The sequence below is a fragment of the Burkholderia sp. BCC0044 genome, assembly GCF_902832955.1.
Taxonomy (GTDB): Bacteria; Pseudomonadota; Gammaproteobacteria; order Burkholderiales; family Burkholderiaceae; genus Burkholderia.
Genome location: NZ_CADFDO010000002.1, coordinates 1149122 through 1165385 on the forward strand (window position 1 = coordinate 1149122; position 16264 = coordinate 1165385).

General features: G+C 67.9%; 16 protein-coding genes. 3 read left to right on the forward strand and 13 right to left on the reverse strand.

Annotated elements, in window-relative coordinates; translation table 11 throughout:
• Positions 1–32: 32 nt before the first annotated feature.
• The 4 genes from HWX14_RS13645 to HWX14_RS13660 all read right to left on the reverse strand — a co-directional run bounded on the left by HWX14_RS13645 (position 33) and on the right by HWX14_RS13660 (position 2685).
• Positions 33–329: an XRE family transcriptional regulator gene (locus HWX14_RS13645; protein ID WP_175883197.1), complete on the reverse strand. Its 297-nt coding sequence runs from the start codon at positions 327–329 to the stop codon at positions 33–35.
• Positions 330–403: 74 nt separating this feature from the next.
• A complete protein-coding gene (locus HWX14_RS13650; RefSeq protein WP_175883198.1) occupies positions 404–751 on the reverse strand; it encodes a type II toxin-antitoxin system RelE/ParE family toxin in 348 nt (115 codons plus the stop codon).
• Positions 752–883: 132 nt separating this feature from the next.
• Complete coding sequence (pcaQ, locus tag HWX14_RS13655; protein ID WP_175883199.1) at positions 884–1870, reverse strand: pca operon transcription factor PcaQ; 987 nt, start codon at positions 1868–1870, stop codon at positions 884–886.
• A 77-nt stretch (positions 1871–1947) separates the two neighbouring features.
• Positions 1948–2685, reverse strand: a complete 738-nt coding sequence (locus HWX14_RS13660; protein WP_174432277.1) for a helix-turn-helix transcriptional regulator — start codon at positions 2683–2685, stop codon at positions 1948–1950.
• A 120-nt stretch (positions 2686–2805) separates the two neighbouring features.
• On the opposite strand from HWX14_RS13660, the gene HWX14_RS13665 reads away from it, so the two are divergent.
• From HWX14_RS13665 to pcaG, 3 genes are all read left to right on the forward strand, one after another.
• A complete protein-coding gene (locus HWX14_RS13665) occupies positions 2806–3381 on the forward strand; it encodes a YiiX/YebB-like N1pC/P60 family cysteine hydrolase (protein WP_175883200.1) in 576 nt (191 codons plus the stop codon).
• Between the two features lie 275 nt (positions 3382–3656).
• Positions 3657–4364: a protocatechuate 3,4-dioxygenase subunit beta gene (pcaH, locus tag HWX14_RS13670; RefSeq protein ID WP_011547893.1), complete on the forward strand. Its 708-nt coding sequence runs from the start codon at positions 3657–3659 to the stop codon at positions 4362–4364.
• A gap of 3 nt (positions 4365–4367) precedes the next feature.
• Positions 4368–4961 carry a protocatechuate 3,4-dioxygenase subunit alpha gene (gene pcaG / locus HWX14_RS13675; RefSeq protein WP_027782837.1) on the forward strand — a complete coding sequence of 198 codons (594 nt, stop codon included), beginning with the start codon at positions 4368–4370 and terminating at the stop codon, positions 4959–4961.
• 454 nt (positions 4962–5415) lie between these two features.
• Here the strand turns inward: pcaG and HWX14_RS13680 are convergent, their stop codons facing one another.
• The 9 genes from HWX14_RS13680 to HWX14_RS13720 all read right to left on the reverse strand — a co-directional run bounded on the left by HWX14_RS13680 (position 5416) and on the right by HWX14_RS13720 (position 15793).
• On the reverse strand, positions 5416–6195 hold the full coding sequence (locus HWX14_RS13680; protein WP_175883201.1) for a helix-turn-helix transcriptional regulator: 780 nt from the start codon (positions 6193–6195) through the stop codon (positions 5416–5418).
• Between the two features lie 225 nt (positions 6196–6420).
• A complete protein-coding gene (locus HWX14_RS13685; protein WP_175883202.1) occupies positions 6421–7248 on the reverse strand; it encodes a M55 family metallopeptidase in 828 nt (275 codons plus the stop codon).
• Complete coding sequence (locus tag HWX14_RS13690) at positions 7245–8327, reverse strand: P1 family peptidase (RefSeq protein ID WP_175883203.1); 1083 nt, start codon at positions 8325–8327, stop codon at positions 7245–7247. Before HWX14_RS13690 ends, HWX14_RS13685 begins: the two co-directional genes overlap by 4 nt.
• Complete coding sequence (gene gsiD, locus HWX14_RS13695; RefSeq protein ID WP_175883204.1) at positions 8327–9220, reverse strand: glutathione ABC transporter permease GsiD; 894 nt, start codon at positions 9218–9220, stop codon at positions 8327–8329. The genes HWX14_RS13690 and gsiD overlap by 1 nt, the downstream gene beginning before the upstream one ends.
• A gap of 7 nt (positions 9221–9227) precedes the next feature.
• Entirely contained in the window at positions 9228–10148 is a 921-nt protein-coding gene (gene gsiC / locus HWX14_RS13700; protein WP_175883205.1) for a glutathione ABC transporter permease GsiC, read from the reverse strand.
• A 67-nt stretch (positions 10149–10215) separates the two neighbouring features.
• Positions 10216–11778, reverse strand: coding sequence for a glutathione ABC transporter substrate-binding protein GsiB (gene gsiB, locus HWX14_RS13705; protein ID WP_175883206.1), 1563 nt, complete (start codon positions 11776–11778; stop codon positions 10216–10218).
• Between the two features lie 129 nt (positions 11779–11907).
• Positions 11908–13812 carry a dipeptide ABC transporter ATP-binding protein gene (locus HWX14_RS13710; protein WP_175883207.1) on the reverse strand — a complete coding sequence of 635 codons (1905 nt, stop codon included), beginning with the start codon at positions 13810–13812 and terminating at the stop codon, positions 11908–11910.
• A 26-nt stretch (positions 13813–13838) separates the two neighbouring features.
• Entirely contained in the window at positions 13839–14852 is a 1014-nt protein-coding gene (locus HWX14_RS13715) for an isoaspartyl peptidase/L-asparaginase (protein WP_175883208.1), read from the reverse strand.
• Positions 14849–15793: a MurR/RpiR family transcriptional regulator gene (locus tag HWX14_RS13720; RefSeq protein ID WP_175883209.1), complete on the reverse strand. Its 945-nt coding sequence runs from the start codon at positions 15791–15793 to the stop codon at positions 14849–14851. Before HWX14_RS13720 ends, HWX14_RS13715 begins: the two co-directional genes overlap by 4 nt.
• Between the last annotated feature and the right edge of the window lie 471 nt (positions 15794–16264).

Here is a 16264-nt window from a genome sequence, read left to right on the forward strand (position 1 = left end):
CGCTCCGGCAGTGCGCCATCGGTTCGTGCCGGTCAGGCCGGCACCAGCTCGAAGCTGAGCCGTTTGCCGAGCGCGGCGGCCGCGCTCGCGAGCGTCGCCAGCGTGAGGCTCGTGTCGGTTTCGTCGAGCAGACGGTTGAGCGCGGCGCGGCTGGTTTTCATCCGCGCGGCCATCGCGGTTTTCGTGATGTGCTGCGCCTTCATTTCCTGCCCGATCTGCCACGCGATCACGCGCTTGATCGCGGTGGCGGTGGCCGCTTCGAGATTGCCGTCCACTTCGAGGAAGGCGTCGAAATCGCTGCCGATATGCGGATTGTTCGTGGTCGTCATGTCGTACTCCAGGTGCATGGCGTTGCCGGCTGCCCGACCGTCGAAGACGGTGTGCTCCAGCGTAACCGGGGAATTCAGATGGCGTGCGTCAGCGCTTTCAGGCGCGCGACGGTGACGTCGAGATCGTCCGACGGCGTGGCCCGCGACTGCTTGAAAAAGCCGTGCAGCAGCACCATCGTGTCGCCGACCACCGTGAACAGCACGCGCGCGCTTCGCCCCGGCACCATCACGCGGATCTCCCACAGATCCTTCGCCATCTTCCGGACCAGCGGCATGCCGAGTTGAACGGTCTTGATCTCTTCGCCGATCGCCCGTCGCTCCACTTGCCCGAGCGCGTTGAGCCATTCGCGCACCGGCTCGTTGCCGCGGGCCGTCCGGAAGAACCGCACGCCGAGCGTGACCTGAATCTGCTGTCTCGCCATCGTCTTGTCGTCCATCGTATCAAAAACGGTACGATATGCCAAGCACCCCGATGACGGCTACTGACCGGATGGCCAATCCCGCAGCAAGAAAGAGAAAGGGAATCGGCCCGGCGCATCGCCAGGCCCGATGGATCAACGCTTGCCGCGAGCAGGCTTGCGCGCCGCACGTGGCGCCCGGTGCGGGCGCGCATCGCCGAACCGCGACCGTGCGATGTCGCGCACCGCGTCGATCAGCGTGCGCGCAATCGGCGACGGCTGCGCATCGGTACGCAGCACGAGCCCGACCGGCTCGTCGGTGCCTGCCGACGGCAGCGGCAGGCGCGCCAGCGCGCCGGCCGACAGATCGTATTCGGCCGCATAGAGCGGCACGAACCAGACCGCGTCGTTCTCGAGCGCCAGCGCGCGCGCGACCGATACCGACAGCACCTCGATGAACGAATCCAGCGGCGGCGCGCCGCATGCGCCGAGCAGTTGCTCGGCGGACTGGCGGATCAACGTGCCGAACGGCGGCAGCACGACCGGATAGCGCGCCAGCTCGGCGGCCGGCGCCGCGCTCGCGAGCAGCGGATGCCCGGCGCGCACGACCGCGACGAGCGGCTCGTTGTACAACTGCTCGAACGCGAGCCCGATCATCCGTTCGGGCTCCGACAGCCGCCCGATCGCGCATTCGATCGCGCCCGATTTCAGACGCTCGAGCAACTCGGCGTTCGCGGCCGTCGCGATCCGCACGACGATGCGCGGCCAGCGCGCGGTCAGCGCCTTCATCACGGCCGGCGCGAGCGAGGCCGCGACGGTCGGCAGCATGCCGATTTCCAGCGTCGCGGCGGCGGCCCCGCCCTCGCGTGCGAGCAGCCCCACGCCCTGCCGCAGCGCGAGCACGCACGCATTGGCGTGCGGCATGAACAGTTGCGCTTCGCGGGTGGGCTGCGCGCCGTGCCGGCCGCGCTCGAACAGCTTCACGCCGAGGATCGCCTCCAGCTCGGCGATCGTCTTCGACACGGCCGGTTGCGTGATCGACAGGCTTTCTGCCGCCTTCTGCACGCCGCCCAGCTGCGCGACCGCGAGAAAACACTGCAGGTGCCGGAATTTGACGCGGCCGTCGGCGATACGGTTATTCATAACGAGCAGTTATGCGAATGACGATGAATCGTCATTTTGCATAACTTTCCGGAAAGGCCCAAGCATTCGGCGCGGCGTCACGCATGACGCCGCAGCGCGTGGAAACCCGTCGGTTCCCAGATCCGTTTCGCGATCAGCAGGGCCGTGCCGTGTTTCTGCCCCAGCGGCGCGGACGACGACTCCGCATGCAGCGCCGCCGCCTTGCTGCTGAGCCGCCGCAGTTCCTGTTCGAGTTCCGCGGCGGCCGCGTCCGTCAGCATCCCTTGCAGGAACGTCATCGTCTCGCCCGGGCCGTCGAAGCGGCTGCCGAGAAAGTCGTCGAGCACGTGCGCATGGAAATAACGGCGTATCGGCCCACCCGGCAGCCAGTCGAAATCGCGCGCGACGCGCACGCGGATCCGGTCGCCCGGCAGCAGCGCGATCACGTTCATCCGGTCGAGCATCAGCAGATATTTCACGCACTCAGCCTGTGTGACGCGATAGGCCGACACGATGTCCTGCACGGTCCAGTAGTTGATCGCGCAGACGGCGACCAGCAGCAGCTTCTCGTCCGACACGAGCAGCGCCTCCTGCTGCTCGGTCAGCACGCGCAAGCGCGGCGCGGATGCCGATGCCTCCTGCACGAGTTCGGCGAGCGTATAACCGAGCAATTGCGCGATCTCCGCGACGCGCTCCAGCGTAAAGCGGCCGCTCGCGAACAGCCGTTTGACGCTCGTCTCGGACACGTCGAGCGCACGCGCGACGTCGCGGTAAGTCATTCCCTGCGCCTTCAGCTGGCGCTTCAGCGTTTCGATGAGTTGGGCGGTCTCGGTCATGTTGGTATCGAAAAATGATGCTCGAGGTCGGATATTAGGCTACTCAAGCATCCATACAAGCACTTTCGGATACTTGTCTGCATAATCCGCTCCGTCCTGTCCCACGACGACGGAGCTGAAATGACCACCCGGATCGACACCGCCCCCTGCGAACCGCACCCCGCCGCACCGCGCGATGCACGCGACACGGATCGCACGATGCCGCTCGCCACCCTGCGGACGCTGGCCGCCGGCGCGCATGTCGGCGATCTCGTGTTCATCCGCGTGCCGGCCAGTGGGCCGCAGGGCGCGGCCGGCACGAGCGGCTCGGCGGGCGCGTGGGCCAACCGCTTCGGCATCGTCGTCGATACGTCGGGCGACGAGCCGGTGATCGCCGAGTCCACGGCGTTCGCGTGGACGAAGCTCACGCCGCTGTCGCGCTTCGTCGCCCGTACCGACGGCGGACGCATCGCGCTGGCACGTCGCGTCGCGGCGGCATCGGCCGACGCGCAGCGCCACGTGCATGCGCTCGCCGAACAGCGAATCGATGCGCTGCTCGGCAGCCGCTTCAACCCGCGGGTGCGACGTGGCTTCTGCGTGCGGTACGTGACCGACGTGCTCGGCGCCGGCCAAGCGTCGACACCGTCGGCCCTGCTGCGCAGCGACACGCTGTCGCTCGAATTCGACGGGATCGTGTTCGATCCTCGCCATCCATGACGACGGGCACGCTCGGGGAGACCGAATAACAACGAGAACGAAAGACAAAAAACAGCGACGGGCTGGCTGGAGGGCCGTGCACGGGGTCGTCACCGACGACGCGAAGCTCGATCGCTTTTTCCGCCGGACAGGCTTCCTGTCCGGCGGAATTTTCATGGTCGGGACGAACATAACGAACGGTTATGCGATTCGCGAAAAAAGGTCATTTTGCATAACTTTCCGGATTGGCTAAAGTCGTGCCATCACTTCGCCAAATACTTACCAGGAGACGCCCGATGGATTCCCCCACGATCCTCACGCCGCGCGACTGGCCGTCGCATCCGGCCTATGTCCACCCCGAGTACCGTTCGTCCGTGAAGCGCGGCCCGACCCGCCCGCTGATCCCGCTGAAGGAGAAGCTGCGCGACCAGTACGCGCCCGTCTACGGCGCGGAAGATCTCGGCGCGCTCGACCACGACCTGACGAAGAACGCCGTGAAGAACGGCGAGCCGCTCGGCGAGCGGATGGTCGTCACCGGCCGCGTGCTCGACGAAGGCGGCAAGCCCGTGCGCAACACGCTCGTCGAGGTGTGGCAGGCCAACGCGGCCGGCCGCTACGTGCACAAGGTCGACCAGCACGACGCGCCGCTCGACCCGAACTTCCTCGGCGCGGGCCGCTGCCTGACCGACGACGAAGGCCGCTACCGCTTCCTGACGATCAAGCCCGGCGCGTATCCGTGGGGCAACCATCCGAACGCGTGGCGCCCGAATCACATCCACTTCTCGCTGTTCGGCGATTATTTCGGCTCGCGTCTCGTCACGCAGATGTACTTCCCCGGCGATCCGCTCCTCGCGTACGACCCGATCTTCCAGGGCACGCCCGAAGCCGCGCGCGAGCGCCTGATCTCGCGCTTCTCGATGGACATCACCGAAGAAGGCTATGCGCTCGGCTACGAATTCGACATCGTGCTGCGCGGCCGCGACGCCACCCCGATGGAGCGCTGAACCATGACGACGCTGAAGCAAACCCCTTCGCAGACGGTCGGCCCGTACTTCGCGTACGGCCTGTGCCCGCAGCAATACGACTACGACCTGAAAAGCCTGTTCACGCCGACGATCGCCGCCGCGCACGCCGAAGGCGAGCATGTGCTGCTGGTCGGGCAGGTGTTCGACGGCGACGGCAACGTCGTGGGCGACGCGGTGCTCGAATTCACGCAGGTGGACGGCGCGGGCCGCTATCCCGCGTCGCGCGACGACATCGCGAAATCCGGCTTCACGGGTTTCGCGCGGGTCGGCACGGGCACCGACCCGCAACAGCGCTTCGTCGTCGAGACGGTGAAGCCGGGCCGCCTCGCCGCCGACGAGGCGCCGCACATCAACGTGACCGTGATGATGCGCGGCATCCTCACCCATGCGTTCACGCGCGTGTACTTCGACGACGAAGCCGCCGCGAACGCGGTCGATCCCGTGCTGAACGCGGTGCCGGCCGAGCGCCGCGCGACGCTCGTCGCGAAACGCGATGCGCAGCCTGGGCGCCCGGTCGTCTACCGCTTCGACATCCGCATGCAGGGTCCGGAAGAAACCGTGTTCTTCGACGTTTGACGCCTGTGCCGGCGCTCGCCGGCTTCGCATGCAACGCCGTGTGGCGCGAGACCGACAGGCCTCGCACCACACGGCGTTTTTCGTGTTCCGTCGCCATCATTCGATGGTGCGCCGCATCGTGACGCGCGGCAGCTGCGGATGGCTGTCGCGTGGGCTTCCCGCTGCGATCTCGGACGCCCGATCGAAGCGCATGCTGCGACGGCACATCAATCCTCGGGCAAACACGATATCGTTTGCGCGTTATGCGGCGTATCCTTCGTTATCGGAAACGAGACGGCAGAATTGAATCGTAGGAAGAAATAATTACATCGGTAATACGCGACGCTGCCCGGCAGGCCGTTCGCGCATTTTTTTCAGACAGAGTGCCTTTGAACGCGTCCGGTCGAAGTTGGCGGACGCGTATTTTTTTGTCGCTGCTACCCGTGCACGGGCGTGACCTGTGCCGCGTCCCCGCCTAGCGACGCATCTCCAGATACCGGCTCGGCGTATCGCCCAGAATGCGGCGAAACGCCGACGTGAACGCGCTCGCGCTCGCATAGCCGAGATCGAGCGCGACGCGCGTCACCGGCTGCCCGTCGGTCAGGCGGGCAATCGCCGCGAGCATGCACACCTGCTGGCGCCACGCGGCGAAACTCACGCCCGTCTGCGCACGGAATTGCCGTGTGAACGTGCGCCGGCTCACGCCCGCATCGGCCGCGACCCGGTCGAGATCGGCCGCGATCGACGGCGCCGCGAACAGGTGCCGGCACACTTTCGCCAGCCGCGCGTCGGCCGGCAGCGGCGCATGCAGCGACAGGCGCGGCATCGTCGCGATTTCGGCGACCAGCAGATCCATCAGCTTGCCCGCGCGGCCGTCGACGTCGTACATCGCCGGCAAGTCGATCGCATCGTCGAGCAGTTGCCGCAGCAGCGGCGACACGCCATACACGCCGCACTGCACGGGCAGGCCGGCCGCCTGCGCGGCGTCGGCGGACACGAACGCGTTGAGCATCGTGACCGGCCCGGTCATCGTCATTTCGTGCCGCACGCCCGCCGGCACCCAGCACGCGCGCTGCGGCGGCACCAGCCAGCGGCCGTGCGGCGTCGACACGCTGATCGTGCCGCGCGACGCGAACGCGAATTGTCCGCGCACGTGCGCGTGATCCGGAAACGTCGTGCCCGCCGCAAAGTCGTTGGCGAGCACGACCACGCTCCGGGGAATGTGTTCGTAGCGATCTAGCAGCGTATTTCTCACGGCCCGAATTCCATCATCAATGACCCGATATCGAAGGCGGCTCGCCTTCGAACGAACGACGATCCGCTCCACCGTCGCGCGACCTCGCGGCCGCACCCTCCATCCGATGAACGAGAGGCCGCTCGCGCGGGTCGCGGCGATGGAAGCATTCCTGCTCGCCGCGACGGCCCGCGCCGTCGCGATCGAATGACCGGCCGCGCGCCGGCGGCATCGTCGCGGCACGCATCAGCGCAGCATGAACGACATCGCCGACAGGCTGTTCAGCGTGCGCACCGCGTGCTCGACCGACGGGCCGTCGAAGCGCAGCGTCACCGCATCGACGCGCTCGAGCGACGGCAGCACGCAGAACAGGTCGGCGAGCGCGGCCGTCTGCACGCGCAGCGTGCAAGCGGCCGGCGCGGGCCGATGGGCGCCCGCGCGCACGCCGGACGACAGCGCATGCGCGACCGTTTCTCGTGCGGCGCTCGCGATGCGCGCGCACGACGCCGACGGCGTGAGCGTCTCGCCGCTCGATGCGCCGCCGGCCGTCTTGACCGTCTCGAAACGCGCGTCCGGAAACAGCGGCTGTGTTTCCTCGGCGAACACGTCGTCGCCCGTCGCGAGCGCGACATGCGCGCCGTATTCGCGCGCCAGCGCGCCGTACAGCCCGGCTTCGCCGAGCTCGACGCCGTTCAGCCACACCTGCGTGAACGCAAAGCTGTTGATCGTGTGCGCGAGCACGCCGCGCGTCTGCGATTTCGCGTGATAGCCGATCATGAACACGAGATCGGGCTGCTGTTCGAGCCCCGCCATCATCCCGAGCGTGCGCGGCTTGCCGAGCACGACGCGCGCCCGCGCATCGAGCCCGTCGGGCAGCAGGTTGCGATAGCTGCCGTGCGAATCGTTGACCCACACGGCCTGCGCGCCGCCCGCGAACGCGCCTTCGATCGCCGCGTTCGCCTCGGCGGTCATCCAGCGGCGCGCCCGTTCGTATTCCGGATTGCCGGCGCGTGTCTGCTCGGTCGCGAATACGCCGGCGACGCCCTCGATATCGGTCGAGATCAGGATCTTCATGAGAGAGTCGAACGTCCTTCGTTGTATTCGTTGAACAACCGGTCGAGATCGGGCACCGCGTCGCGCAGCGATTGCCGCACGTGGCCGTCGCGCCCCGCGACCGTCACCGCCTGCAGCAACGCGTCGGCGATCGCGTGCTCGACGCTTTCGGCCGCGGCCATGAACAGCGGATCGAGCGCCGCATCGGCCACGAGGGCCGGCAGCGCGATCGTCGATGCGTCGTGCGCGATCGTGTAGGCGGTCGAGAAGGCAAGCGCGATGTCGCCGCTGCCATGCCCGTACACGGAACCGGTGCGGGCCAGCCCCGCCCCCGCGCGGCGCGCGAGCCGCGAAAGTTGCCGCGCGTCGAGCGGCGCATCGGTGGCCAGCAACAGGATGATCGAGCCCTGCTCGGGCGGCGCCGCATGCGCGGCGTCGGCCGCGCGCCGTTGCGCGACGATGCGGCCGAGCGGCACGCCGCCGAGCGTCAGCATCGGCAGCCGGCCGAAATTCGCGAGCACGAGCGCGCCGACCGTATAGGGCCGGCCGGCCGCGACGGCCACGCGCGACGCGGAACCGATCCCGCCTTTCAGGTCGAAGCACGACATCCCGCGCCCGGCGCCCACCGCGCCGCGTGCAACGTCGCGCGACGCCGCGCGGCACGCGTCGTCGTAATGCGCGGCGGTGACCGCAAACGCCTGGATGTCGTTCAGGTAACCGTCGTTGCACTCGAACACGAGCGGATTGACGGTCGGCCAGTCGCGGCCGACTCTCGGATTCGCCGCGATCGCCGCGCGGATCTGCGCGTGGGCGACCGCGCCGACGCCGAACGTATTGGTCAGCGCGATCGGCGTATCGAGCGTGCCGAGTTCGTCGACCTGCACGAGCCCGACGCTCTTGCCGAAACCGTTGATCACAGCCGCCCCGGCCGGCACCTTGCTGCGGTACACGTCGCCCGGATGCGGCTTCACGACGGTCACGCCGGTCTGCACGCTATCAGCGTCGAGCGTGCAATGACCGACCGTCACGCCCGGCACGTCGGCGATCGTGCCGCGCGGCCCGGCCGGCAGCGTCGTCGTCCACATCGGCGCAGCCCGCATCAACGGCGCTCCAGCTTCGGGTCGAGCGCGTCGCGCAGCCCGTCGCCGAGCAGGTTGAACGCGAGCACGGTCAGGAAGATCGCGAGGCTCGGGAACACCGCGATGTGCGGCGCCGTCACCATGTCCGCGCGCGCCTCGTTGAGCATCGCGCCCCACTCCGGCGTCGGCGGCTGCGCGCCGAGCCCGAGGAACGACAGGCTCGCGGCGGTGATGATCGACGTGCCGATCCGCATCGTGAAGTAGACGACGACCGACGACACGGTGCCCGGCAGGATGTGCCGCATGATGATCGTCCAGTCGGACGCGCCGATGCTGCGCGCGGCCTCCACGTAGGTCATGTGCTTGAGCACCAGCGTGTTGCCGCGCACGAGCCGCGCGAACGCCGGGATGCTGAAGATCGCGACCGCGCAAATCACGTTGACCATCCCGTTGCCGAGGATCGCGACCACGCCGATCGCGAGCAGGATGCCCGGGAACGCGAACAGCACGTCGGCCACGCGCATCGTGATGCGGTCCCACCAGCCTTCGTAATAGCCGGCGAGCAGCCCGAAGAACGTGCCGATCACCGCGCCGAGCGCCACCGAAAAGAAGCCGGCCGCGAGCGAGATGCGCGTGCCCGCGACGATCCGGCTGAAGATGTCGCGGCCGAGCGAATCGACGCCGAACCAGTGCACGGCCGACGGCCCCGCGTTCAGCGCGTCGTAGTCGAAATAGTTCTCCGGATCGAACGGCACGATGTGCGGGCCGACGAATGCCAGCACGACGAGCGCGAGCACGAAGCCGCCCGCGACGAGCGCGACGGTCTGCTTGCGGAACTTGCGCCAGAATTCGCGCCACGGCGTGCGGATCGCGTTCGATGCGGCCGGCGCCGCGGGCTGGACAGTCGCGTTCATGCTGGCCTCACTTGAACCGGATGGTCGGGTTGATGACCGCGTACAGCACGTCGACGGTCAGGTTGATCAGGATGAATTCGAGCGAGAACAGCAGGACGATCGCCTGGATCACCGGGTAGTCGCGCATCGTCACCGCATCGACCAGCAGGCGTCCGAGCCCCGGCCAGTTGAACACGGCCTCGACGACGATCGAGCCGCCGAGCAGGAAGCCGAACTGCAGCCCCATCATCGTGACGACGGGGATCATCGCGTTGCGCAGGCAATGCTTGAGCACGACCATCGGCTCGTGCACGCCCTTCGCGCGCGCGGTGCGCACGAAGTCCTCGTTGAGCACCTCGACGAACGACGCGCGCGTGAAGCGCGCCATCACCGCCGCGACCGCGGCGCCGAGCGTCAGCGACGGCAGCACGTAGCTCTTCCACGTGCCGTCCGGCACGACCGGCAGCCAGCCGAGCTTCACCGAGAAGATCTCCATCAGCAGCATGCCGAGCGCGAACGCGGGAAACGAAATGCCCGACACCGCGATCGTCATCCCGAGTCGGTCGGGCCAGCGATTGCGCCACACCGCCGACGCGATCCCGATCGCCATCCCGATCGCCGTCGCCCACACCATGCTGACGAGCGTGAGCAGCAGCGTCGGCATGAAACGCTCGCCGATCTCGGTCGACACCGGCCGCTTGCTGCGCGTCGACGTGCCGAAATCGCCATGCGCGATCTTCACGAAGAAGTTCGCGAACTGGGTCGGCATCGGCTTGTCGAGCCCGAGATCGGCACGCACGAGCGCGACCGTCGCGTCGTCGGCTTCGGGGCCGGCCGCGAGCCGCGCCGGGTCGCCCGGCAGCAGGTGCACGAACAGGAACACCAGCACCGCGACGATCGCGAGCGTGGGCAGCAGGCCGAACAGGCGTTTGACGAGAAAATTCAGCATGGGGCACCGGTCGGGTCAACGCGCCGGCGGATTGCGCCGCCGGCGCCGCGTGGCGGGTGAACCGCCGTCATTTCAGCGAGATTTCGTCGAAGTTGAACGAGCCGTCCGGCATCACGTACATGCCCTGCAGGCGCTTGCTGCGTGCGTAGACGATCTTCTCCTGGACGAGGAAGATCCACGGCGCGTCGGTCCAGATCTGCTTCTGCGCATCGGCGTAGAGGCTGGCCTTCTTCGCGCGATCGGTCGTGGAGAGTGCCTGCGCGAGATCGTCGTCGACCAGGCCGTTCTTGTAGTACGCCGTGTTGTACAGCTTCGGCGGCGCCGACTCCGAAGCAAGCAGCGGCGACAGGGCCCAGTTCGCCTCGCCGGTCGACGCCGACCAGCCGCTGTAGTACATCCGCACCGGCGCCTTCGCCGCATCCTGGGCGCTCTCCACCCGGGCAACCCGTTCGCCGGCCTCGAGCGCCTGCACCTGCACCTTCACGCCGACCTGCGCGAGCTGCTGCTGGACGAACTGGATCACCTTCTGCGCCGTGGTGTGATTGTAGGCGGACCACAGCGTCGATTCGAAGCCGTTCGGATAGCCGGCCTCCTTCAGCAGCGCACGCGCCTTCGCCGGGTCATACGGCCAGGGTCCGAGTTTCGTTGCGTATTCGACGCCCGTCGGCGCCACCCCCGTCTGCGGCGTCGCGTAGCCGGCGAACACGACCTTCGCGAGCGCCTCCTTGTTGACCGCGTAGTTCAGCGCTTCGCGCACCTTCGGGTTATCGAACGGCTTTTGCCGCGTGTTCAGCGAAATGTAGCGCTGGATGATCGACGGCGCCTCGATCAGGTCCACCTTCGGGTTGCTCTTCAGGTCGGTCGCCTGCTCGAACGGAATCGTGAACGCGAAATCCGCCTCGCCGGTCTTGATCAGCGCGGCGCGCGTGTTGTTGTCGACCACCGGCTTCCAGTCGATCGCGTCGATCTTCGGATACCCCTTCTTCCAGTAACCGGCGAACTTCTTCACCTTCATGTCGTCGGTCTGCTTCCATTCGACGAACTCGAACGGCCCGGTGCCGACCGGATGCAGCGACACGTCGCGCCCCCACTTCTTCAGCGCGGCCGGCGAAATCATCACCGCGGACGGGTGCGCGAGCGTGTTGATGAACGCCGAGAACGGCTCGCGCAACGTGAACCGCACGGTGTTCGGATCGACCACTTCGGTCTTCTCGATCACCCGGAACAGGCCGTAGCGCTTCAGCTTGTTCGCCGGATCGGTCACGCGGTCGAAATTCGCCTTCACCGCGGCGGCATTGAAGTCGGTGCCGTCGTGGAACTTCACGCCCTGGCGCAGTTTGACCGTGTACACCTTCGCGTCCGGCGACGCCGTATAGCTGGTCGCCAGCACGTTGACGAGCTTCATGTTCCGGTCGAAGCCGAACAGGCCTTCGTAGAACGACTTGACGACAGCCTGCGACACCGTGTCGTTCGCGTCGTACGGGTCCATCGTCGTAAACGTCGAGTACACGGCGACCACGACGTTCTGCTGCGCGAACGCGGGCACCGCGACCGACAGCGCGAGCGCGCCGGCCCCCGCGGCGAACAGCGCGCGCGGACGGAACATCGGGAACGAATACGACTTGTTCATCTTGTTGGGCTCCTGTGGATGATTCGGTAACGCGTGGTGGAAATCGCGGCGTGACGGCCCCCTTTCGGGAAATAGACGCCGTTGCCTTGCTCGTGCGCAGCTTCGGTCCATGGGCGACCTCCCGCGCGCTCAGTACGCGCCGCCGACGCGATGCGTCGCGACGTAATGATCGGGGCCGACCGCGACGAGCGGCGCGACGACCGGCTCGTCGCCGACCGCGCGGATCGGGCTCGGAATCTCGTCGGCCGCAAGCTGGCGCGGCGCATGCCGGCGCGCGGGATCGGCCACCGGCACCGCGCTCATCAGCTTCTTCGTGTACGGATGCTGCGGCGCCTCGAACACCGCGCGTCGCGGGCCGATCTCGACGATCTGGCCGAGATACATCACCGCGACGCGATGGCTGACGCGCTCGACCACCGCCATGTCGTGCGAGATGAACAGGTACGCGACGCCGAGCTCGCGCTGCAAGTCGAGCATCAGGTTGACGATCTGCGCCTGCACCGACACGTCGAGCGCCGACACCGACTCGTCGGCGATCACGACCTTCGGGTTCAGCGCGAGCGCACGCGCGATCGCAATCCGCTGGCGCTGGCCGCCCGAGAATTCGTGCGGATAGCGGCGCGCGGCCTCCGGCGGCAGGCCGACCTTGTCGAGCAGCCAGTCGACGCGCGCCTGCGCGTCGCGGCCGCTCGCGACGCCGTGCACGAGCAGCGGCTCCATGATCGAGAAGCCGACGGTCAGGCGCGGGTTCAGCGACGCGAACGGGTCCTGGAAGATGAACTGGATGTTGCGCCGCAGCGCCTGCAGGTCATGCCCCTTCATGGCGCTGATGTCGCGGCCGTCGAATTCGATCGAGCCGCTTTGCGATTCGACGAGGCGCAACAGCGAGCGGCCGGTGGTCGACTTGCCGCAGCCCGATTCGCCGACGAGCGCGAGCGTCTCGCCCGCGCGCAGCTCGAAGCTCACGCGCTCGACCGCATGCACGTATTGCGACACGCGGCCGAACACGCCGCTCTTCACCGGAAAGCGCGTGACGAGATCGCGCACGCGCAGGATCGGCGGCGCGGCATGATCGACGGGCGGCTGCGCGTCGTTCGCGGCGGATGCCGTGATCGGAGCCGCGGCCGTCGCGCGCGTGCCGTCCACCTTCAGCAGCGGGAATTTCTCGGGGGCGTCGGTGCCCTGCATCGAACCGAGCCGCGGCACGGCCGCGAGCAGCGCCCGCGTGTAGCGATGCGCGGGCGTCGCGAAGATGCGGTCCGACTCGCCCTCCTCGACCTTCTCGCCGCGATACATCACGAGCACGCGGTCGGCCACTTCGGCCACCACGCCCATGTCGTGCGTGATGAAGATCACGCCCATGTTCATTTCGTCCTGCAGCCCGCGCACCAGTTGCAGGATCTGCGCCTGGATCGTCACGTCGAGCGCGGTCGTCGGCTCGTCGGCGATCAGCAGCGCGGGCCGGCACGACAGCGCCATCGCGATCATCACGCGCTGCCGCATCCCGCCCGACAGCTGGTGCGGATAGCGCGCGAACACGCGGCGCGCTTCGGGGATGCGCACCAGATCGAGCAGCCGCAGCGCTTCCGCGCGGGCTTCGGCCGCGCCCTTCGACTGGTGCAGCGCGATCGCCTCGCTGATCTGGTCGCCGACCGTAAACACCGGGTTCAGCGACGTCATCGGCTCCTGGAAGATCATCGCGATGTCCGCGCCGCGGATGCCGCGCATCGTCGCGGCGCTCGCCTGCGCGAGATCGACCAGCGCGCCGCCACGGCGCCGGAACGCGATCCGGCCGCTCGTGATCTCGCCGCCGCCGTGCTCGACGAGCCGCATCAGCGCGAGCGACGTGACCGACTTGCCCGAGCCCGATTCGCCGACGATCGCGAGCGTCTCGCCGCGATCGACGTGAAACGACACGTTGCGCACCGCGTCGAACGTCGCGCCTTCGCGGCGGAACGTGACCGACAGGTCGTCGACGGCCACCACGCGCTGCTCGGGCAGCGTCAGGGGCGACGGGTTACGGCTCGAAGTCATGGCGTCTCTCCTCGTACGATCCGGAATCAGGCCGCGTCGTCGCGGTAGATGCCGACGACCGGCGCTTCACCGACGCGCGCGTAGCCGCGGTACATCCCTTCGGTGTTGAACGGCATCGCGACGTTGCCGTGCGCGTCGACTGCGATGATTCCGCCGCGGCCAGCGAGGCGCGGCAGCTTGTTCATCACGACGTCGTGCGCGGCGTCGGCGAGCGACGCGCCGCGATACGCGATCTGCGCGGCCACGTCATGCGCGGTCGCGAGCCGGATGAACATCTCGCCGGTGCCGGTCGCGGAGACGGCGCAGGTCGCGTCGTCCGCGTAGCAGCCCGCGCCGATGATCGGCGAATCGCCGACGCGCCCCGGCTGCTTGTTCGTGATGCCGCCCGTCGACGTCGCCGCCGCGATGTGGCCATGCACGTCGCACGCGACCGCGCCGACCGTGCCGTGCTTGCGGTCCGGATCGAGCGGCTCGGCGGGTTGTGCGGCGGGTTGTGCGGCGGGTTGTGCGGCAGCGCCGAACGCGAAGCTGGCGGCGTCGTGGTCGAGCATCACGCCGGCCGCCGCGCGCGCCTTCACCCACTGCGCATGCCGCGATTCGGTGTCGAAGTAGCCGGGTTCCGCGAGTTCGAGCCCCTGCGCAGCCGCGAACGCATCGGCGCCCGCGCCGGCGAACAGCACGTGCTCGCTCGCCTCCATTACGCGCCGCGCGGCGAGCACCGGATTGCGCACGCGCGTCGCGCAGCAGATCGCGCCGGCGCCGAGCGTCGCGCCGTCCATGACCGCCGCGTCGAGTTCGTGCTTGCCTTCGGCCGTATAGACGGCGCCGCGCCCGGCGTTGAACAGCGGACAGTCCTCGAGCATCCGCACCGCGACGGTGACGGCGTCGAGCGCGCTGCCGCCGTCGGCGAGTACCTGTTGCGCTGCCTGCAGGATCGCGGTGAGTTCGGCGCGGTACCGACGTTCGGTGTCGGTATCCATCGCTTCGCGCAGGATCGTGCCTGCGCCGCCGTGAATCGCGACGATCGCGGGTGAAGTCATGATTTTTTCGGACGTGGGGAAGAAGGATTGGCGGCCGGCAAAGCCGCTTGCGGCTGCACCAGCCACGGCAGCAGGAATTCGGTCATCTCGGCGGCGGATTTCGCGGACCGGTGCGTGCGCAGTGCGACCGCATCGATCAGCGCCTCGATCATCGTGAGCACGGCGGCTTCCGACGTCGCAGCGAAACGCCGCTCGGCCTTCACGTACAGGTTCATCGACGCGATCGGCGCGAGCGGCGATTGCGGGCCGTCGGTGATGCCGAGCACGCGCGCGCCGCGCGCCGCCGCGCGACGGGCCAGTTCGATCGTGTCCTTCACGTAGCGCGGACACGCGAGCGCGATCACGAGATCGCGCGAATCGGCCGTATACAGGCGCCGCGCCGCATGCGACGGGCCGCCCAGCAGCGCGAGCGATTGCACGTTGTCGTGGCACACCGACAGCCCGTGCTCCATCAGCCCGGCGAGAAACGCGCTCGAGCCGGCGCCGAGAATCAGCACGCGCCGCGCGCCGACGATCGCCTCGACCGCCGCCTCGACGTCGGCCGCATCCAGTTGCGCCCGCGTGTTCTCGATGTTGGCGGCAGCCTGGTCGAACACCGCGTCGATCCATGCGGCGCCGCGTACGCCGGACTCCTGCTCCTGCGCGGAACGCAGCCGTTCGACCGGCCCGAGCGTGGCCTCGAAGCCGCGCACGAGCGCCGCGCGCATCGCCGGATAGCCGTCGAAACCGAGCGCCTTCGCGAAGCGGTTCGCGGTCGCGATCGACGCATTCACGGCCTGCGCGAGTTCGTCGATCCGCATCGTCGCCGCGCGAAACGGGTTCGCGAGCACGAATTCGCCCATGCGCCGGTGAATCGGCGTCATCAACGGCATCGCCGACGCGATCCGCTCGGCGATCGCGGGTTCGTCGTGACTGATATCGGGCGGGACGAGAGGCGTCATGCGAAGGGTTGTTGCAAGGTTCGATGAAAATGAATTTACACAATCCGATTCCCGGAAAGAAATAAATTTTCATCAGGGTTGTCACGCCTCAACCGGCGTCCGCAGGCCGTGCGAACGATCGTCCGGCCCCGCCGCACGGGCCTTTGACGACCGACCACCCCGCGCCGCCGCGCGCGGTTGCCATCCGCCTATCGGGAAAACCCCGAGTACGTTCGTTCGAATGCAGATTCACGTTGACCGGATTCGCATTCGAACATAGGATGTTCGAAAATGATCAGTCGTCAGATAACATCTCGGCTTGATGACGACGAAATGTTCGCTCGAACACCGTGATTTCGATATAAACCGGTAAAACCGGCGCGCATCAAGATCGGACATCGTACGAATGAAAACGAAACACGCCATCCCCGACGGATGGCACTCATGGACCGGGCAGGCGCCGCGCGCCCGCCCTCCCTGACAGGAGACAGC